Below are 20,355 nucleotides of genomic sequence, written 5' to 3'. Positions count from 1 at the left end.
TGCTGCCCGTAGATTATTTTGTTAAGCGTAGACCAGGCAGTCTCTTGGGGGATTGTCTGGTCTTTATTTTTTGTAGTTATTAAATGGAGATGTTACCGTGGAAAACAAGCAGGAAATACTGGATGGCGTTTTAGACGAGTTTGCCAAGCTGGCAGCTATTCCCAGAAAGTCCGGTCATGAAGAGGCCGTCAGCAACTTTCTGAAACAATACCTGACAGATTCAGGTTTTGCGGTAGTGCAGGACGAACATTATAATATCGTAGCTGATAAGCCGGCCTGCCCGGGGCTGGAAAACGCACCGCTGACCATTCTGCAGGGACACATGGACATGGTTTGTGTGGCGGCAGATGGCGTGAAGTTTGACCCGCTCCATGACCCGATTAAACTCGTGCGCGATGAAAAATTCCTGCGCGCTGACGGTACGAGCCTGGGGGCTGACGATGGCATTGGTGTGGCTGAGGCCATCTACATTTTGAAAAATGCCAAAGACCACGGCCCCCTGCGCATGATTGTAACTGTAGACGAAGAACAGGGCATGACCGGGGCCATTAACCTCGACGCCAAACATTTGCAGGACGCCAAGTTCCTGATTAACTGCGACTCGGAAAACTACGATGAACTCACCGTGGGCAGTGCCGGCAGTGTCAACCTCGACTTCTCTCGCGAAATCAAATGGGTGCAGCCGGAAAGGACGGCGGCCTGGCAGATTGAGATAAAAGGCCTTCTGGGCGGCCATTCCGGCGAGCGCATTGGCGATGGCCGGGGCAATGCTATCCGCACTTTGGCGATGACGCTGGCGGCCCTTGCCGCAGAGGGGACAGTGGAGCTGGCTGCGTTTAACGGCGGCAAGGCCCGCAATGCCATTCCCGATGATGCGCGTATGACCATCGTGACGGACTTGGATAAGGCTGCTATTGAAAAAGTGCTGAATGACCAGCTCGACCGCTTTAATAAGATGTATGGCAGTGTTGACCCGCAGGCGCAGTTTGTCCTGAGTAGTGTGGCCGCACCGGAACAGGTTATGAATGCCGGGGATATGACCAGACTCATTCGCCTGCTGACGATTCTGCATACGGGTGTGTTTGCTATGTCCACGGTGATTCCGGGACTTGTGGAAACTTCTGCCAACCTCGGCGTTGTGGAAACGACGGATACGGAAGTAAAGGTGCAGTACTTCCCGCGTTCCGCTGTCGACCAGAAACTCGACGAATTCCGCTTTATGGCTGCAGAATGGGGCGCGCTCACGGGCTTTACGGCCCATATCGGCACGCAGTCCCCGGGCTGGAAGGAAAACAAGGACAGCAAGCTGGCCAAAATCATGGCGGATACCTTCAAGAAACAGAACGGCAAGGCTATGAAGGTCGAAACCATCCATGCCGGCCTTGAATGCGGCTGGCATTTCCGCAAGAATCCGCAGCTTGATATGGTGTCCATCGGCGTAACGACCATGGATATCCATAGCCCGAAGGAACGCCTGCTGCTCGAAACGGTAAAACCGCAGGTGGATTTGATTGTGGAAACCTTGCACGAGATTGCCAAAATGTAACAGAAAATAATAGGTCTTCCCCTTTTGGGGAAGGCTTATTTTTTAAGGAGTCAATACATGGATTGTAATAAAATTATTTGGCTGGCGCTTAATGCCAAATACTCGCATACCTCGCTGTCGGTCCGTTATCTGCGCGAGGCGGTGCCAGGTTCGGAAATCATGGAGCTGACCATCAATCATCAGCTGCTCGCTATGCTCGGGGAAATCTACAGTGCTAAGCCCAAGGTGCTGGGGATTTCCTGTTATATCTGGAATATCGAACTCGTTAAGAGCCTGCTGAAACTTCTGCTGGCGGCCTTGCCGGATACCATCATTATCTGTGGTGGGCCGGAGGTTTCCTATGGCGTGACTGAATTCATGCAGGAATTTCCCATGGTGGACTATGTCTGCCGGGGGGAAGGGGAGGAGGCGCTGCCGCAGCTGATAAACAAGTTGCAGGCGGCCGGTTTTGACAAGTCAAAAGTCAACGGTCAGCTTGACATGTCAGCTATTCCCGGTATTGCCTGGCGCAGCCTGACCGGTCAAATCAGCGAAGGGCAGGCAGTAACGGTAGCAGATTTTGCGGGCAAGGTGCCCTTTGCCTACCGGGCGGCGGAAATGGCGGATATTAAGGAACGGATTCTCTACTACGAAACCAGCCGTGGCTGTCCTTTCTCCTGTGCTTATTGCCTGTCGTGTGCCACGGCCGGCGTGCGCTTTTTGCCATTAGAGCGGGTGTTTAAGGAATTGGATTTCTTTGTCACCCATGACGTGCGGCAGGTGAAATTCGTTGACCGCACGTTTAATGCCAAGAAGTCGCATTTTCTGCCCATTTTGCAGTACCTGCTGAAATTGCCTGCTGCCTGCCGCACCAACTTTCATTTTGAAGTGGCTATTGACTATCTGGACGAGGAAGTCATGCAGGTGCTCACGCAGCTGCCCAAGGGGCGTGTTCAGCTGGAAATCGGCATTCAGTCCACTAATCCGGCGACGCTGAAGGCCGTGTCCCGCGTCAACCACTGGCAGGATATTGCCGACCATATCCAAAAGATTATGGGCTTTCAAAATATGCACCTGCATGTGGATCTGATTATTGGCCTGCCGGGCGAGGGACTGGAATCCTTCCATAAGTCCTTTAATGATGTCTATGCTTTGCAGACGGATATGCTGCAGCTGGGCTTTTTGAAATTCCTTAAAGGGGCGGCGATGATGGAAATGGTGGCTGCTTATCACTATCAGTATATGCCCATGGCGCCCTATGAAGTACTGCAAAATGATGCCTTAAGCTATGGGGAAATACGCTGGTTCCACAGCTTTGAACAGGTCTTTGAACTATATTACAATGCCGGGCGCTGCCGGCAGACTGCAAACTATATCATCAAGGAATGTGAGCAGGGCGATGCCTTTGCGTTCTGGCAGAACTTCACTAACTGGTGGGAGGCACAGGGCTTTCACAAAATCGGTCATAGTACGAAAAATCTTTACGGCTATCTGCGTGATTTTGCTGCAGGAAAGTATGGCCTGTCAGCTGACCTGCTCGATAATCTGCTGCGCTATGACGCCCTGCTCTCCGATGGCGGCAAAATCCGCCCCGAGAACCTTAATTGGAACCGCCTGCAGTATCAAGATATTACCGCTGACTTTTGGAAAGGCGCTCCGAGCCGCGTGCGCACCTACCTGCCAGCTTACGAATTCACCAACTGGCGTGATGTGAATAAGAAATACCATATAGAGGTGTTTGATTATAACATGCTGTTGACAGGTCAAAACTTGACAGGTCAGCACCTGACCAGTCAACAGACGGCACTGCTGTTTGACTATACCGCAGAAACACCGGTTTGCCAGCGGATTGAGCTGGAGATTGGCGCTGCTGCACAAGAAAATATATAAGAAAGTATATAAGATAGTATATAAGATATTTGAAAGGCTATAAATGGAACAGACAATATATAAAGCATTTTCTGATTACCTGAAAGACCGTTACGGCGAGAAGGTTTATAAGCTGCCGATAGCACTGCCTGTGACTTGCCCGAATCGGGACGGTACCTGTGGGAATGGCGGGGCTGGCTGTACTTTTTGTGGGGAGATTGGCACGGGGTATGAGAACCTGCCGGCGTCGATGACTATTACCGAGCAGATGGCTGCCAATAAGGCGCATATCGTGCCCAAGTACAAGGCGAAGAAATTTATTCCTTACCTGCAAAATTTCAGCAACACCTATACGACGCCGGAACAGCTGGCGGCCTGGGTGGCAGAGGCCGGGGCTCCTGATGATGTGGTGGCGGTGTATATCGCTACCCGGCCGGATTGTGTAAGTGATGAGCATTTGGCGGCTATAAAGGCACAAGCTGATAAATACGGTATTGATATATGCGTGGAGCTGGGGCTGCAGAGTACCAATGTCCATACCCTGACGGCTATCAATCGCGGCCATACGCTGGCGGAACTGATTGACGCTATCCTGCGTATCAAGAGATACGGCCTGCAGTCCTGTGTCCATCTTATTCTGAACCTGCCCTGGGATGACGAGCTGGATGTTATTGAGGACGCCAAGATTTTATCCGCCTTAGGGGTAGACCAGGTTAAACTGCATGCCCTGTATATAGTCAAGGGGACGGCGATGGCCCGTGACTATGAGGCTGGCAGGATAAAAATGATTTCCCTGCCGGAATACGAGGACCGGGTTATTAAATTTTTGGAACATCTCTCGCCGGATATTGTTTTGCAGCGGATTATCGGCCGGGCCCCGGCAGAAAACACGCTTTTTTCCAACTGGCAGACGGGCTGGTGGAAAATCCGCGACCATATCATCAATGTTATGGCGCAGGAGGGACGCTATCAGGGGCGGTTGTGTGACTACTTAAACGGCAAGGCCGTGCGCAAATTTATCGGGAAATAAAACGAGAGGCAGGGGAGTGGTTTGAAAAGACACTGCAGAACAATTCTGGTCATATTTATAGCGGTCATTTTGGCGGCTGGCTATGCGGCAGGTGCTTATTTTGTAAATTTTGCGCTGAAACGTGGTAACGATACTGACCCTTTGGCACCGCCTGCTGCCTGTGTCAACATTCAGGATAAGAGCAGGAAAATACCTGCAATGCCGGCGGCACCAGTAGAGAAATGGAGTGCGGACGCGCCTGATGGCAGACATTTGGCAGCCACATATTATATACCGGCCACTGGTGGTCACCAATGGGCAATACTCGTGCATGGTTATGGCCGGGACCAGCATTATGCCGGAGATTATGCGGAGGCTTATCTGGAAAAAGGTTATAAGGTGCTGACGCCGGACCTTTGTGCGTCCGGGGAAAGTGAAGGGCAGTACATTACCATGGGGGTAAAAGAAAGCGCGGAAGTTGCTTTATGGGCTGCTAAAATCAAAGAACGCGACCCGGAGGCAGAAATCGTGCTGCACGGAGTGTCGATGGGAGCGGCCACGGTAATGCTGGCGGCAGGCTGTTATGATGTGCCGGGCCTGAAAGCGGTCATAGAGGATTGTGGTTATACCAGCGCCTATGAGATGTTTACCAGACAGCTGGGCGTTATCTTTGGCTTGCCGGAGTATCCCATCATGCCCTGTGTAGATGTGGTCAGCGGTATAAAAACAGGTGCCAGAGTGTCGGCGGCCGCGCCACTTAAAGTCATGCCCAACATAAAAGCCCCTGTAATGTTTATCCATGGGACGGCGGATAAGCTGATACCGCCGGCAATGATGGAGGAGTTATACAATGCCTGCCGTGCGCCCAAAGCCAAATTTATCGTAGAGGGCGCAGGTCATGGTGATGCCATGAAAGCTGCCCCCAAGGATTATTGGCAGGCGATATTCAATTTTTTGGAGGCTTGTTGATTCCTAGATACCAATAGAAATATATAGAGCCACGCATAAGTCAGGTCAGGTATCCAGCTTATGCGTGGCTCTATTTGGTAAGTGTTATCTTATATGCTTGTTTGATATTCGCAAGACAATTATTTTTTAGGCAGTTTTTTTAACAGTTCAACCGTTGTGCCGTCAGCGTACTTTATCGCTATAACGTTGACGCTGTAGGTGTAACCACTGCCCCGGCTTTGGCTTAAAGCCTTTTCAAAGGGAGTAGAAGTTAGTTTTTTGTTGAGCAGTAAATCCCTGGTGCCGGTTTTTTGATTGCTCAGGTTGTGACGGAAGGTATAGTCTTTGGTTTCGCCGTCAGGGGCGGTGATGGTCAATTTGACCTGAGCGGACTGAATGCCATTGCTGCTGTTGAAAGTAGCAGGCACTCTTACTGTCAGTTTGTTGAGCGTGCTTTTGCCGGAGGCAGGTTCTACAGTGGCTTTTAATTCACCCAAGGACAGGCTTTCGTCCAGCTGAGCCTGTAAATCCCTGTTCAGCTCAGCCAGTTTTTTCTTTTCGATTTCCTTGAGGGCCTGGAAGAATTCCTTAAGGTTATCCACCTTGGTGAGTTTCCAGGTGCCGTCATCACGCTGTACCATGCGCAGTTTTAACTCGTAATCCGTGTTTTCAGCCTCGTCATGCAGGCCGATAGTCACCGTGGATACAGAGCCGTCGGTGGTGGTATCCTTAACGCCGGTGAATTTCAAATCATCAACACGGGTTTTGCCGATGATTTCGTTGGCCGGGTTGTCGCCGTTGGCTTTGCTGGTGCTTTGGCTGCTTTTGCCAGTGCTTTTATTGTCATCATCTTTTTTACTGCTGAATTTGTTTTTGACCGTGCCGGTTTCGACATATTCCTTGATGGCATTTTCCAAAACACCGGTTACTACCGGTTTTATCAGCTGCGCCATTCCGGTGACAAAGGCCTTGTTCTTCTCGTTAGCAAAGCGGTGGTTTTTATCCTCTTCCAAAGCGATATCGATGATATCGTCGAAAGCCGAATCGGCCAGGCCTTTGGTATCAACATGCTGGCTGAATTTTTCCCAGTTGTGGTCTTTGACTGACTGCTGAATCAGCTGCAGGGAGTAGGTTGGCGTGCGTTTGTAGTAAAAGTAGCCGCCAACGCCGCAGATAATTAAGATAATAGCTACAATGCAGGCAATCAGCTTTTTGTTCATGCGATTTACAGTCTGTTCTTCCAAGAATTATCATCTCCTTCAAGTATTTACAGAAAATATCATAACATTAGTAAAGATTAAATACAATTAGAGCCGTATTACATTGTAATTAAAGGATAATTAGAAATACGTCATAAAATTGACAAGGTATGGGGGATAACCTATCATAGTGAATATAAGAGGTAAAAAGGGGGAGGATGGCTTTTGTTAAGTTCGCAAACAACCAAAATATTGGCAGTATTTACAGCCATAGCGACAACGGCGGCTTTTTCGGCCTGGATGTTCGGTGAGGAGATTGGCGAGGGGCAGGAAGTCAGCCAGAATCATGTGTTTAAAGATGAAAAAGGCGCTGAATACACGCTGACGGAAAATGAGGATGGGACGGAAACAGCAACTTATGAGGATGGCAGTTATGTCACCTTCCGGCGTGAGGAGGACGGCAGCCTGAAGTATATTGCCGGCACTGCCGGACTGCTGGCCGGACTGGCGGCTGGCTACTATGCTTTTCATGGTCTCAGCGGCGGTGGCGGCTATTACAATTCCCGGACACAGCGTTATACCTCGTCAACACCGGTAAAACCGCTGCCGGAGCGGGAAAAGGATAAATTGTCGCATTCCTCGGGGAATTATCGCAGCAGTACGCATGTTTCCAACAGCTCCGGCAAGTCCACGGCCAAATCTTCCACGGGGGCCAAGAGCGGGTTTGGTTCCGCCGGCGCCCGCAGTTCGGCCTCTTAATAAAGGGAAAGCGGTGAGTTATATGAGTGATGATTGGCGCGATTTACTTAATCGGGAAATTTTTCCGTTTGTCGAATACGAAGGTTATGACGATAAATATCCAACCAGGAACATAGACCTGATAAGCAAGGAACAGGCTGACGAGCTGCGTTATGTCAGCGGTGTATTGTTTGGCGCTTTTCAACGGGCGGTGCAGGTCTGCCAGCATTGTGGCGAACAGTTTCTGGTGGATTTGGAAATACCTCCCCAGCTCATTCCCTACCTGCAGCAGGAAAATGTTATGCGGCTGGCCAGCTGGCTGTCCCGGTTTGACTATGTGCAGGATGAGGCCGGCGAGCTGCACATGGTGGAAATAAATGCCGATACTCCTTGTGCTGTGGTTGAGGCATATTACGGCAATATGGTGGCCTGTACGCATTTTGGCGTGGAAGACCCCAACTACGGGGAGTATGATAAACTTTGCAGCTGGCTCAATGAAATTTTCCTGGCCTCGGAGCCGGGGGTAAGTATCAGCACAGGGCGCTTTCACCGCAAGCACCCCTTTTTATTTGCTTGTTTCCATGACTACCAGGAAGACATGGCCACTACGCAGTTTTTAATGCGGGCCATGAAGAAGAACACGCTGGCGGTTGAGGCCGATGACGCTATCTGTTTTACGTCCTTCTATGACCTGGCGGTGAGAAATGACGGCAGTATCCTCCTGCCGGATGGCCGCACAGCCAATGCCATTTACCGCCTGCACCCGCTGGAAATACTGATTGAGGAACGGACGCCCGATGGTGATACATTGGGGCAGGATTTTATGGAGGGCTATCTTAACGGGCGCTTTATGATGTTTAATCCGCCGGAGGCGATTATCATGCAGTCCAAGGCCTTCCAGGCGCTGGTATGGGCGCTTAATAACAATAATCAGGGCGGACAGCGTGTGTTTACTGATGTGGAATCGTCCATTATCAAGCGCTATATGCTGCCATCTTACTTTGCCCGTGATTTTTCCCCGGCGTATTTGCAGACGGGCTCGAGTTGGATAAAGAAACCGATATGGGGGCGTGAAGGCGCCGGGATTGAGGTTATAGATAAGCAGGGCGTAAGAATGACCAAAGATGTGGACAGCGAGGACATTGTGCGCCGCGACAGCCGGGATTCCATGTATCAGTTGTTTGTGGAGCAAAAAAAATGTACCGCTGCAACTGACAGCGGTACGATGACAGGTTATAAGACTTTGAGCTGTTTTATGCTGGGCAAAAATCCCAGTGCCTTGTATGCCAGATTTTCTCCTGACCAGATTGCCGGGACAGAGGCTTACTGGCTGCCTCTGGGGCTGAAGTAATAACGGCGGATTATTAGTCAGCAAAATACAGGCTGCCTTAAATGTGCAGCTTGTTTTTTATGCGCTCCACAGCGCGGAGGGTATTTTCCCGGTCGCCAAAGGCAGTGAGACGGAAGTAGCCTTCGCCGCAGGGGCCAAAGCCGGCACCCGGAGTGCCCACAATGTTGACTTCTGTCAGCAGTTTGTCGAAGAAATCCCAGGACGGCATATTGTCAGGCGTTTGGAGCCAGATATAGGGCGCGTTGACACCGCCGTAAGCCGTAATGCCGGCAGCCTGCAGTCCTTCACGGATGATGCGGGCATTTTCCATGTAATAGGCGATGGTTTCCTTGACCTGCTGCTGGCCTTCTGCCGTGTAGATGGCAGCTGCACCGCGCTGTACGATATAGGCCGTGCCGTTGAATTTGGTAGTGTGGCGGCGGTTCCAAAGTTTATTAAACTCGACCAGTGAGCCGTCAGCAGCCTTGCCTTTGACAGATTTCGGAATGACGGTGTAGCCGCAGCGCGTGCCGGTAAAGCCGGCGGTCTTGGAGAAGGAACGGAACTCAATGGCCACGTCCTTAGCACCCTCGATTTCGTAAATGGAACGGGGAACATCATCTTCGGTGATGTAGGCAGCATAGGCGGCGTCAAAGAGGATAACGGCCTCGTTTTCACGTGCGTAATCCACCCATTTTTTCAGCTCAGCCCGGGAAAGGGTGGTGCCGGTGGGATTGTTGGGGCAGCAGAGATAAATCATATCGACCTTTTCCTGCGGCAGGGCCGGGGCAAAATTATTGCTGGCGTCGCAGGGCAGGTAGGTCACTCCCTGGAAATGGCCGTCCTCGCCGATAGTGCCGGTGCGGCCGGCCATAACATTGGTATCGAGGTACACGGGATAAACAGGGTCAGTGATGGCAACCCGGTTGTCCGTGCCGAAGATTTCCTGAATGTTGCCGCAGTCGCTCTTGGAGCCGTCGCTGACAAAGATTTCGTCGCTGGCGATATCGATGCCGCGCTGACGATAATTATGTTCAATGATGGCCTCAATCAAAAAGCTGTAGCCCTGCTCCGGACCGTAACCGCGGAAGGTTTCCTGCCGGGACAGTTCATCGACGGCTTTGTGCATGGCCTCAATACAGGCGGCTGGCAGGGGCTGGGTTACGTCACCGATACCCAGGCGTATGATGTCAGCCTCGGGATGTGCCTCTTTAAAAGCTGCTACCCGGCGCGCGATTTCCGCGAACAGATAACTGCCGGGGAGTTTCAGATAATTGTCATTGATTGTGGCCATGTTGATACCTCCAGTAGAACAATTCTCAATATAACTTTGGGATATAGTATAGCGCATTACTATGTAATATTGCAATAGTAATGCGCTAAATTTTTTTGCTTATAACGCCGTTGTTCCAGTTTTGCCATAGGCAAAACTTCCTCTTGGCGTTTCCCTAAAGGACTAGCTTCGCTTCGCAACGAGGGGGGAGATATGCTCGCCGCCTGTTTTGGTATTCGTGCCCCCACCTGCTGAGGTGGGGGACATTTTCTTGCCTCGTTATATTTCAATTTTTTCTACGAGGTCGCCAGCTGCCGTAAGACAGGTGACGGTGAGCCGCTCCTGACTGGCCTCGAGCAGGAGGTAATTAGGCGGTGTCGGCTGATAGATAGCTGACTTGTCAAAGCGTTTATCTTCCGGAACCTTGTACTGCTGGTTGCCGATGGGGCCGCTCATCAGGTATACCGGTCCCTGGGAGGCTGGCGCATATTTAAATATATGGCCGCGGTTGCGATAGGTGTGCATGTGGCCGGTGAGCACCAGGTCAATGCCCAGTTCTTCAAAGAGCGGCATAAAGGCATAGCCCACATCACTGATACCCATCAGCGTTTTGCTGTTTACCTGAAATTCGTCATAGGCCAGGATATCTTTATGCATGAGGACGACCTGCCATTTATTACGGTGCTGTTTTACGTCCTGACGCAGCCAGGCCTTTTGCTGGACGAGCAGGTCAGGGAAAATGCCGGCCAGTTCCAGCATTTGCGTGTTGAGAACGATAAAGTGGACAGGGCCGTAATCGTAGGAGTAGTAATAATTCTGCAGCGCCGGATTGCCGTTGGGCGGCAGATTGTAGCTTAGTTCATAGCGGCGTGGGCGGCAGGGACGCCAGATTAGGCTATAGCACTCATGGTTGCCCATCACCGGCACAAAGAGGTGCGCCGGCAGGTCGCCTTCGACAGCGGCGAAGAAATTATGCCAGTGCCATTCCTGTTGACCGTTGTCGACTATATCGCCGTTGATGGCAAAGAACTGTGCCTCCGGATGGCGCTGCCAAACGGTGCGGAAGTTATCGCCCCAGCTTGCATAGGTGCGCCCGCATTGGGAGTCGCAGAAAATCAGGGCGCTGAATTCGTTTATGTCTGCCGGCGGTGTGGTAAATTCCTGCCAGCCGGACACGTCGTTGCCCTGCCAGATACGGTAGCTGTAGGTGGTGCCGGGAGTGAGGTCTTTCAGATAGACGGTGTAGTAGTAATTAGTTACCCGGTCCTCCTGCAGGCTGTTGATGATAGCCGGCTTGTGCTGCAGTGTGCCCTGACTGTCACGATATTGCAGCTGGCAGTCCTCCAGCGGCACCCTGCTTTGCCACATAATGGTCCGGGAAGTCCGGGGGTCGCTGGTTATCAGCTGGCGCAGGGCCTCGATGGGCGGCGTGCCGGCTGCGGCCAGTTTGGGGAACAGACTGCTGAGCCCCAGCATAACTGCTGTCTGGCTGACAAGTGTAAGAAATTTGCGGCGGGAAAGTACCATAACGAATCACGTCCTATTTTTCTGCCAGTTTTCGTTGTTCGTGGCGTTCATAGAGCCAGGCACCGGCAATGAGGATAACAGCGAGAATAATAACGACAATCATGCGTGTCGGGTCCTCCTGATGGGTGATGGCGTCGTGGCCGATAATGGCCTCTATGCCCGTAGAGGGGAATTTGCCCACCAGGGAGGCGATGACATAGTCGCGGAATTTCATAGCGGACAAGGCACCGATAGCATTGAGCAGCACGGAGGGAATGTATGGCACCATGCGGGCAATCAGCATAACTACAAAGCCGCGGCTGCCACTGTACCTGTCCAGATTGGATAAGGTTTTGTTGCGGCTGATGATTTTTTCTGCGGCGTCGCGGAAAAAGAAACGCAACAGGATAAAGCTGAAGGCCACACCGATGGTTTCTGCAACGACGGAGAGGACAATCCCCCAGAAGATGCCGAATATCAAGGTGTTGGCAGTAGAGAAGATAATTGCCGGTGGGAAACCTAAAGCGTTGACAAAGAGTGTCAGCAGAAAGCTGAAAATAATTGCCCCCGAACCAAAACTTGCAATATAACCAGCTGTTTCCTGAATATCCCCCCGGGCCAGCAGGCCACAGATATGAGGCAGAAAGGCCGGATTTATCAGATGTATTATGACAAAGAGCAGGACGATGGCCGCCAGGGCTCCGAGTTTCACCGTCCGCAAAGACTTGATAGCAGGCAAAGCAATTCCTCCTTGAACATGGTTTTTAATGATTTTTATTATACCATGTAAAATGGCATAATTTATGAAAAAGACTGTGAGAAACTGTCAATTTTTTATTTCCTGTGGTAAAATAGAATCGATATACTATGTGAAGGGTGAACCGTTAATGGGTGTGGCAAAGGATATTTTCACAGGTGCGGCAATGGCCTTAACTGCTGTGGGGGCATTGGTGGTAACAGCTACGATGCTTTCCTGGGCCGGGGCAAATTTTGCCGCTGCCTATACGGCAGGTGCTATTATGTCCCTGCTGGGAACCTTGCTGCTCAGCCGTCAGGGCTTGTCCCTGGTGGTTATGCCTTCGGTGGCGGTTACCGCTTATCTGGTATTTATTATTGCTATCAGCAACGGTCTGGGGTGGCAGCAGATTTTAGGCATAAGTGCTGCCGGCTCCGTGCTCGGAACAGGATTTTGGCTGTGGGCGTCAAGGCACCGGCAGAATTTTTTTCCGCCGGCTTTATGCTGGGGGATATGCCTGGCAGTGGCCGTGTATCTGATTGTGCAGGGGCTTAATCTGGGACGGATTATCGTCACTTCGCCCTGGAGCGTAACCATGGTTGGGGGCTTTTATGACCCCTTGGCTTATTGGAGCCTGGTGGGGATTATCCTCACCCTGGCACTGGCGGCCTGCCGGTGCAGGTTGGCGCTGTTTTACGGCATGGCCTTTACGTTGGCGGCCACCTTGCTCGAAGGTTTTTGGGTGATACCGGCAGCGCCGTTTTTTCTGCCGGAGGGGCTTGATACGTCCGTGGGGCAGCTTACAGGAGCTGCCGGTACAGATAAAGAGTTATGGCTGTTTGGGCTGACCAGCCTGTGCCTGCCCGTGTGCCTGGGGACTATCAATGCCAGCAGCATTATGGCATTTGCCCCGGCGGCCGGCCGGCAGCAGCAGTGCCAGGGCGCAGGCACGTTAAGTGCTTTGGGGCTTATCGGAGCGTTGCTGGGAACAACGCCGCTGGCCGTAGCCCCGACAAGCGCAGCCTCACATGGCGCAGCCGGCAGGTATGTTACCGGCGGCGCAGCAGCCGTTCTGCTATTGGCTTTGTTTATGGAACCGCTGGCGGCCGCCTGGGCTGATTTTCCGGCAATGACGGTGCCCGTTTTGGTGGGCAGTGGTTTTTTGCTCATTCTGCGTCTGAGCAGGGAGATTCCCCTGGCGGCTGATGAGAATACGCGCCGGGCGGAGCTGATGAGCATTACGGTCATGACTTTGCTGCTGCCGCTGGCGCATAATTTTGCCACGGCCTTAGGTGCCGCAGCCTGGGGATATATTATCTTCATGGTTTTTGCCGGCAGGGCAAGAGATATTTCCCGTTGCATGGTGGCAGGGGGAGCCTTATTTGCTTTTTATTTTGCTTATAGCATGTTCATTTGAATGTGTGGGATAAAGTTGTAAGTTAATGGTGTGTAAGTGCAAGGAGTGTTCATTTCGTGTTGTTTAAGTGTTGTGCGAAAGTTATGGCGGCTGGTCTTTTGGTCAGCTGTATTGCCGGTGTTCCCGGGGCAGAGGCCCGTCATTTGGGAACCAGTCCTGAGTTGGAAACAAAAGTGGATAACAGTCAGCGGCTGAAAATCGGCAGCAGCACCAAGGTGGTGGAGCGCGGTACTGCGCAGAAGAGTCTGGAGTCTCGCATTGATGCTATTCTGCATCCGCCGGTTGAGGAAAAAAAGATTGAGAATGTCAAGGTACCGACTACGGTGTCAGCCTTTGATGATTCGATTATAGGGACGGCACTGGCCAGTCAGGAGCAGTGCGTCAGATATCTGCTGAGCGTCAACCCCAGCCCGAATATCGCTGTGTCTCCGAAAGAACTGGTGGCCTATTACTACGAAGAGGGCGCCCGTGAGGGGATTCGTCCGGATGTGGCTTTTGCGCAGGCTTTGAAGGAAACGGGCTTTTTCCGTTATGGCGGCACGGTGACACCTGACCAGAACAATTATTGTGGCCTGGGGACTACCAGTGCAGATGTTAAAGGGGCGTATTTTTCCAGTCCGCAGATGGGCGTAAGAGCGCAGATTCAGCATTTGCTGGCGTATGTATCTACCCGCCGCCCGTCGGAACCGGTGGTTGACCCCCGTTATGCGCTGGTGCGCAGCACCTATGGGGCGCGGACGCTTTCCAGCTGGCAGGATTTAAATGGCCGCTGGGCTGTGCCAGGCTATACGTATGGCCAGAGCATTATGAGCATGTTCCGGGAAATGTTATCTAAGTAATTTTATATAAAGAGAGGATTTTATTTAATCTATGATTACTACAAACAATGTAAGTCTGCAGTTTGGTAAGCGTGTCCTGTATAAGGACGTAAACCTGAAGTTTACGCCGGGCAACTGTTATGGCATTATCGGCGCTAATGGTGCCGGCAAGTCGACCTTTTTGAAACTGTTGTCCGGGGAAATTGAACCCACCGGGGGCAATATTGAAATTACCCCGGGCGAGCGTCTGGCAGTTCTGCAGCAGGACCATTATGCCTATGATGATTATGAGGTACTGCGTACGGTCATCATGGGACATAAGCGCCTGGTAGAGATTATGGACGAAAAAGATGCTCTCTATGCCAAGCCGGATTTTTCCGAGGAAGATGGCATGAAGGCGTCAGAGCTCGAGGCTGAATTTGCGGAACTCAACGGCTGGGACGCTGAGTCTGAGGCCGCCCGCCTGCTCAATGGCCTGGGCATTCCGGAAGAAGAGCACACCATGAAGATGGCAGACCTTACGGCCAAGGAAAAAGTCCGTGTCCTGCTGGCACAGGCTCTCTTTGGCAACCCGGACATTCTGCTGCTGGACGAGCCGACCAACCATTTGGACGTGGAGTCCATCAACTGGCTCGAGGACTTCCTGGCTGGTTTTGAAAACACGGTAATCGTCGTATCCCATGACCGTCATTTCCTCAACCAGGTCTGCACTTATATCTGTGATGTGGACTTCGGCGCCATTCAGCTCTATGCCGGCAACTATGACTTCTGGTATCAGTCCAGCCAGCTGGCTCTGCAGCTGCAGAAGGAGCAGAATAAGAAAGCCGAGGAAAAAATCAAGGAACTGCAGAACTTTATCGCGCGTTTTGCCGCTAATGCCGCTAAATCCAAGCAGGCTACCAGCCGTAAAAAGCTGCTCGATAAAATCAAGGTGGAGGATATCAAGCCGTCTTCGCGCCGTTATCCTTACATTGCCTTTACGCCGGACCGTGAGGCTGGTGACCAGCTCCTGCAGGTGGACGGCATTTCCAAGACCGTCGATGGCGAGCAGGTGCTGAAGAATGTTAGTTTCACGCTGAAACGCGGTGATAAGGTGGCCTTTGTCGGCCCCAACAGCATTGGTAAAACCATGCTGTTTAAGATTCTCATGGGCGAGGAAGAACCGGACGAAGGTACTTTCAAGTGGGGCGTAACGACTACGCAGGCCTATCTGCCGGCCGATAACTCCGCTTATTTTGACGGTGTATCCCTGTCGCTTGTGGACTGGCTCCGCCAGTATTCCAAGGACCCGGACGAAACCTTTGTGCGTGGTTTCTTAGGCCGCATGCTGTTCTCCGGCGAGGAAAGCCTTAAAAAGGCCTCCGTGCTCTCCGGTGGTGAACGCGTGCGCTGCATGTTGTCCAAGATGATGCTCTCCGGGGCCAACGTCCTCCTGATGGACGAACCCACCAACCATCTGGACCTGGAATCCATCACGGCACTCAATAACGGCCTCATTGCCTTCGGCGGCACGGCACTTTTCGTGTCCCATGACCATGAGTTTGTCCAGACTATCGCCAACCGCATTATCGACATTACGCCGGACGGTGTCGTGGACCGTGTAACGACTTACGATGACTTCCTGGCTAACGAAACTGTCAAGCAGCAGCTGGCGGAAAAATACAGCAAGAAATAAGACCGTTAATCTGATATTTTACTTAAACCAAAGGAGCCAGTGCTATGCTGGGAAATTTGTTTAAAGCGAAAAGTGAAGATGCAGGTACCACGGAACGCCTCAAAGAAATGGTGGCGGTTCTGCGTAAGCAGGAAGTAGTCAAAGGTATGACCCCGGAAAAACTCCGGCATATATTGGAGGACCTGGGGCCTACTTTTGTGAAACTGGGGCAGATAATGAGTATGCGCCCGGACTTTCTGCCGCCGGAGTATTGCGATGAACTGATGAAACTTCAGTCCGAGGCCCGGCCTATGCCCTTTGCGACCATTGTCGAGGTCATAGAACGGGAGTACAACCGCCGCTGGAATCAGGTGTTTTCCTATATTGATGAGGAGGCCATCGGCTCGGCCAGCATTGCTCAGGTACACCGGGCTGTACTCACCACCGGGGAAAAAGTGGTGGTGAAGGTACAGCGCCCGGGTATCTATGAGATAATGAGCAAGGACATCGTCCTGCTGAAACGGGCGGCTACCCTGATAAAGGTCGTGAGCCGTTCGCAGGACGTGGTGGACTTCAATATGGTATTGGATGAAATGTGGACCATCGCCAAACAGGAAATGGATTTCCTGATGGAGGCTGACCACATTGAAGAATTTGCGCATTTAAACCGTGATGTGGACTATGTGACCTGCCCCAAGGTATTTCGCAATCTGTCCATGCAACATATTCTGGTTATGGAATATGTTGACGGTATCCGCATAGATGATTTTGCCAAGCTCAAAGAACGCGGCTATGATATCAATACCTTAGGCCGCCGGCTGGGTGAAAACTATGTGCGGCAGATTATCGAAGATGGTTACTTCCATGCGGACCCCCATCCCGGCAATATCTGGATACGCAATGGGCGGATTGTCTGGCTCGATCTCGGCATGATGGGACGCCTGTCCGGCCGTGACCGGGCAGCTATCCGCAAGGCTGTTTATTCGCTGGCCCATCATGATACGTTTGAGATGAAAGCTGCGGTGCTGGCTTTGGGCATGGTGAAGGGCCGAGTCAATCATACCGCCCTGTATCAGGATATTGACGCCATGCTGGCGCAGTACAGCTCGCTGGATTTCAGTGAGTTACAGATGGGGGTACTGACCAGACAAATCATGAACCTGATGCGCGTCCATCACATCGTCTGTCCGCAGGGGCTCTCCATGTTTGCCCGGGGCGTGCTGACGGTCGAAGGTGTTATGCGTATGTGCTGCCCCAAGGTCAGCTTTGTGGAGATATTTGCCCGCAGTCTGGCAGTCGACTACAAAAAGAATTTTGACTGGAAAGACGAAATCGAAAAGGCCAAGCAGGAGGGCATGATGCTGCTGCGCAAGTCCGCCCAGCTGCCGGAACAGATTTCGGATATTCTTAAAATGACCATGAGCGGCCAGACCAAGGTAAATCTGGATGTAACAGGTTCCGAGGAACCATTGCGGCACCTTGACCGCATGATAAATAAACTCATTCTGGCATTATTGGTGGCGGCGTTGCTTTTAGGTTCCAGTACGATTTGTACCACGCAAATGACACCTAAGATAATGGAAATACCATTGTTGGGTTTTTTAGGTTATCTGATTGCATTTATACTTAGCCTGAGAATCATTTGGGATATTCATAAGGGCGCATAGGAGGAATTATTTATGAGAGGTATACGTGGAGCAATTGTAGTAGGCGAAAACAAAAAGGAAGAAATCTGGCAGGCAGCCAAAATGCTCTTGTCCCAGATTCTGCGCCGCAACAAGATTAAGCCGGAGGATATCGGTGCCTGCATTTTCAGCTCGACCAGTGATTTGACGGATGGTTTCCCGGCTACCGGTGCCCGGCAGATGGAGGGGTTTGACAAAGTGCCGCTGTTTGACACGCGCGTGCCTGATGTTGACGAGTCAATGGAACGCTGCATCCGCGTCCTGCTGCTGGTAGATACAGACCTGTCGCAGGCTGAGATACAGCATGTCTACATGGGTAAGGCTCAGGAACTGCGCCCGGATTTGCGGAATTTCTAAGGTTATTACGGTAATGACTTTTTTGACCTCCCATACATGAAAATTGTATGGGAGGTTTATTATTTTGACATGTCAAGGGCGCAAGAATGACATTTGAATTGGAAATCATAAAAAATAATAAATGAAAAGGTCAAAGGTACTATACATTTTCCGATAATTTAGGTAGAATATAGTTTGTGAATTAACAATCTTTATAACAGGTAAGGAGAGATACACATTGAGTAACATCGACACTACTTGTGTAAACGCTATCCGCGTTCTGGCAGCTGACGCTGTGCAGAAGGCAAATTCTGGTCATCCCGGTCTGCCCTTAGGCAGTGCTGCCATGGCTTATGAGCTGTGGGCCAACCACATGAACCACAACCCGAAGAATCCTCAGTGGGCTAACCGCGACCGTTTCATTCTGTCCGGCGGTCATGGTTCTACCCTGCTGTATTCTTTGCTCCATTATTTCGGCTATGGACTTACTTTGGATGACCTGAAGAACTTCCGTCAGGACGGTTCGCTGACTCCGGGCCATCCTGAGTATGGCCACACTGTAGGTGTCGAGGCTACTACCGGCCCGCTGGGTGCCGGCATGGGTATGGCTGTAGGTATGGCTATGGCAGAGGCACATCTGGCTGCTGAGTTCAACAAACCCGGCTATGATGTGGTTGACCATTATACCTTCGCCCTGGGCGGCGACGGCTGCATGATGGAAGGTATTTCCTCGGAGGCCTTCTCCCTGGCAGGTACGCTCGGTCTCTCCAAACTCATCGTTCTCTACGATTCCAATAAGATTTCCATCGAAGGCAGCACGGATATAGCTTTCACGGAAAACGTGGAAAAACGTATGCAGGCCTTCGGTTTCCAGACGCTGACGGTTGAAGATGGCAATGACCTGGCTGCTATCGGCAAGGCCATTGAGGCTGCTAAGGCTGATAAGGAACATCCGTCATTCATCACGGTTAAGACGCAGATTGGCTACGGCTGCCCGGCAAAACAGGGCAAGGCCAGCGCTCATGGTGAACCCCTGGGTGAGGACAACGTTAAGGCTCTTAAGGAAAATCTGGGCTGGCCGGAACCGGAAAAGACCTTCAACATTCCGCAGGAAGTTTATGACCACTATCAGGAACTGGCTGGCAAGGGTGCGCAGGCTGAAGAGGCTTGGAACAAGCTCTTTGCTGACTACTGCGCTAAGTTCCCGGAACTCAAAGCTAAATGGGATAAATTCCATGCTCCGGTTGACGCAGACGCTCTCCTGAATGATGAAAACTTCTGGGCTTATGAAGATAAACCGCAGGCTACCCGTGCTCTCTCCGGCACGATGATTAACCGCCTGAAGGATATGCTCCCGAACCTGTTCGGCGGCAGCGCTGACCTGGCTCCGTCCAACAAGACGGACATGAAGGGTGCTGGCGACTTCTCCAAGGACGACTATGCTGGCCGCAACCTGCACTTCGGTGTACGTGAACTGGCTATGGCTGCTATGGCCAATGGTATCACGCTCCACGGCGGTCTGCGCAACTACGTTGCTACCTTCTTCGTATTCAGCGATTACACGAAACCGATGATTCGTCTGGCAGCTCTCATGAACCTGCCTGTGACCTATGTATTCACGCATGACTCCATCGGTGTTGGTGAAGATGGCCCGACGCATGAACCTATTGAACAGCTCGCTATGCTCCGTTCCCAGCCCAACGTGAACGTTTTCCGTCCGGCAGATGCTACGGAAACGGCTGCTGGCTGGTACCTGGCTGTAACCAGCGAAAAGACGCCGACGGCTCTGGTTCTGACTCGTCAGAATCTGCCGCAGCTGGCTGGTTCCTCCAAGGACGCCCTCAAAGGCGCTTATGTTGTGTCCGAGGCTAAGGACGCTGCTAACATGGACGGTATCATCATCGCTACCGGTTCCGAAGTTTCCCTGGCTGTTGAGGCTCAGGCTAAACTGGCCGGTGAAGGCGTTGACGTACGCGTTGTTTCCATGCCCTGCATGGACCTCTTTGAAACTCAGAGTGCTGAATACAAGGAAAGCGTTCTGCCGAAGAAAGTACGCGCTCGTGTAGCAGTTGAGGCTCTCAGCGACTTTGGCTGGGGCAAATATGTAGGCCTTGACGGTGCTGTTGTTTCCATGAAGGGATTCGGTGCCTCTGCTCCGGCAGGCATTCTCTTCAAGAAATTCGGTTTCACCGTAGAAAACGTTGCCGAAGTAACGCGCAAGGTTGTAGCTGACAACAAGTAAGCTATATTTTCAGATAAAAAAGAGCAGTCGCTGGCTGCTCTTTTTTGCTGCGGAAAAATCCCGATAATCC

General features: G+C 51.6%; 16 protein-coding genes. 12 read left to right on the top strand and 4 right to left on the bottom strand.

Annotated features, from left to right (window positions below; genetic code table 11):
- Positions 1-97 precede the first annotated feature (97 nt).
- From pepD to DL94_RS0106290, 4 genes are read left to right on the top strand one after another with little or no spacing between them, the layout of a single operon-like run.
- Positions 98-1,546, top strand: a complete 1,449-nt coding sequence (gene pepD, locus DL94_RS0106305) for a beta-Ala-His dipeptidase (protein ID WP_028129438.1) — start codon at positions 98-100, stop codon at positions 1,544-1,546.
- Between the two features lie 57 nt (positions 1,547-1,603).
- Complete coding sequence (locus DL94_RS0106300; RefSeq protein ID WP_028129437.1) at positions 1,604-3,415, top strand: B12-binding domain-containing radical SAM protein; 1,812 nt, start codon at positions 1,604-1,606, stop codon at positions 3,413-3,415.
- Between the two features lie 43 nt (positions 3,416-3,458).
- Positions 3,459-4,424 (top strand): tRNA modification radical SAM protein MnmL/YtqA, encoded by a 966-nt coding sequence (locus DL94_RS0106295; protein WP_028129436.1) that lies wholly within the window; start codon positions 3,459-3,461, stop codon positions 4,422-4,424.
- Between the two features lie 21 nt (positions 4,425-4,445).
- Positions 4,446-5,372: an alpha/beta hydrolase gene (locus DL94_RS0106290; protein WP_051586348.1), complete on the top strand. Its 927-nt coding sequence runs from the start codon at positions 4,446-4,448 to the stop codon at positions 5,370-5,372.
- A gap of 119 nt (positions 5,373-5,491) precedes the next feature.
- Here DL94_RS0106290 and DL94_RS0106285 read toward each other — a convergent pair whose 3' ends face one another.
- A complete protein-coding gene (locus DL94_RS0106285) occupies positions 5,492-6,595 on the bottom strand; it encodes a hypothetical protein (RefSeq protein WP_028129434.1) in 1,104 nt (367 codons plus the stop codon).
- Positions 6,596-6,775: 180 nt separating this feature from the next.
- Here DL94_RS0106285 and DL94_RS14385 point away from each other — a divergent pair, with 180 nt between their 5' ends.
- Together DL94_RS14385 and DL94_RS0106275 are read left to right on the top strand one after the other, a co-directional pair.
- On the top strand, positions 6,776-7,309 hold the full coding sequence (locus tag DL94_RS14385; RefSeq protein WP_051586347.1) for a hypothetical protein: 534 nt from the start codon (positions 6,776-6,778) through the stop codon (positions 7,307-7,309).
- A gap of 22 nt (positions 7,310-7,331) precedes the next feature.
- Entirely contained in the window at positions 7,332-8,639 is a 1,308-nt protein-coding gene (locus DL94_RS0106275) for a glutathionylspermidine synthase family protein (RefSeq protein WP_028129433.1), read from the top strand.
- Positions 8,640-8,676: 37 nt separating this feature from the next.
- On the opposite strand, the gene DL94_RS0106270 is transcribed toward DL94_RS0106275, so the two are convergent.
- From DL94_RS0106270 to DL94_RS0106260, 3 genes are all read right to left on the bottom strand, one after another.
- Positions 8,677-9,912 carry an LL-diaminopimelate aminotransferase gene (locus tag DL94_RS0106270; RefSeq protein ID WP_028129432.1) on the bottom strand — a complete coding sequence of 412 codons (1,236 nt, stop codon included), beginning with the start codon at positions 9,910-9,912 and terminating at the stop codon, positions 8,677-8,679.
- A 258-nt stretch (positions 9,913-10,170) separates the two neighbouring features.
- Positions 10,171-11,418, bottom strand: a complete 1,248-nt coding sequence (locus tag DL94_RS14380; protein ID WP_037371452.1) for a purple acid phosphatase family protein — start codon at positions 11,416-11,418, stop codon at positions 10,171-10,173.
- A gap of 13 nt (positions 11,419-11,431) precedes the next feature.
- Positions 11,432-12,136 carry a TVP38/TMEM64 family protein gene (locus tag DL94_RS0106260; protein ID WP_037371450.1) on the bottom strand — a complete coding sequence of 235 codons (705 nt, stop codon included), beginning with the start codon at positions 12,134-12,136 and terminating at the stop codon, positions 11,432-11,434.
- A gap of 148 nt (positions 12,137-12,284) precedes the next feature.
- Here DL94_RS0106260 and DL94_RS0106255 point away from each other — a divergent pair, with 148 nt between their 5' ends.
- The 6 genes from DL94_RS0106255 to tkt all read left to right on the top strand — a co-directional run bounded on the left by DL94_RS0106255 (position 12,285) and on the right by tkt (position 20,285).
- A complete protein-coding gene (locus DL94_RS0106255) occupies positions 12,285-13,550 on the top strand; it encodes a hypothetical protein (protein WP_028129430.1) in 1,266 nt (421 codons plus the stop codon).
- 56 nt (positions 13,551-13,606) lie between these two features.
- Positions 13,607-14,389, top strand: coding sequence for a glucosaminidase domain-containing protein (locus DL94_RS0106250; protein WP_231464583.1), 783 nt, complete (start codon positions 13,607-13,609; stop codon positions 14,387-14,389).
- 31 nt (positions 14,390-14,420) lie between these two features.
- On the top strand, positions 14,421-16,043 hold the full coding sequence (locus DL94_RS0106245; protein ID WP_028129428.1) for an ABC-F family ATP-binding cassette domain-containing protein: 1,623 nt from the start codon (positions 14,421-14,423) through the stop codon (positions 16,041-16,043).
- Positions 16,044-16,087: 44 nt separating this feature from the next.
- On the top strand, positions 16,088-17,689 hold the full coding sequence (locus DL94_RS0106240; RefSeq protein WP_028129427.1) for an ABC1 kinase family protein: 1,602 nt from the start codon (positions 16,088-16,090) through the stop codon (positions 17,687-17,689).
- 12 nt (positions 17,690-17,701) lie between these two features.
- On the top strand, positions 17,702-18,064 hold the full coding sequence (gene aroH / locus DL94_RS0106235; protein WP_028129426.1) for a chorismate mutase: 363 nt from the start codon (positions 17,702-17,704) through the stop codon (positions 18,062-18,064).
- A gap of 217 nt (positions 18,065-18,281) precedes the next feature.
- Entirely contained in the window at positions 18,282-20,285 is a 2,004-nt protein-coding gene (gene tkt, locus DL94_RS0106230) for a transketolase (RefSeq protein WP_028129425.1), read from the top strand.
- Positions 20,286-20,355 lie beyond the last annotated feature (70 nt).

The organism is Selenomonas sp. AE3005 (assembly GCF_000686945.1).
Taxonomy (GTDB): Bacteria; Bacillota; Negativicutes; order Selenomonadales; family Selenomonadaceae; genus Selenomonas_A.
Note: the sequence above shows the minus strand (reverse complement) of the source record. Positions and strands in the feature narration are given on the sequence as shown.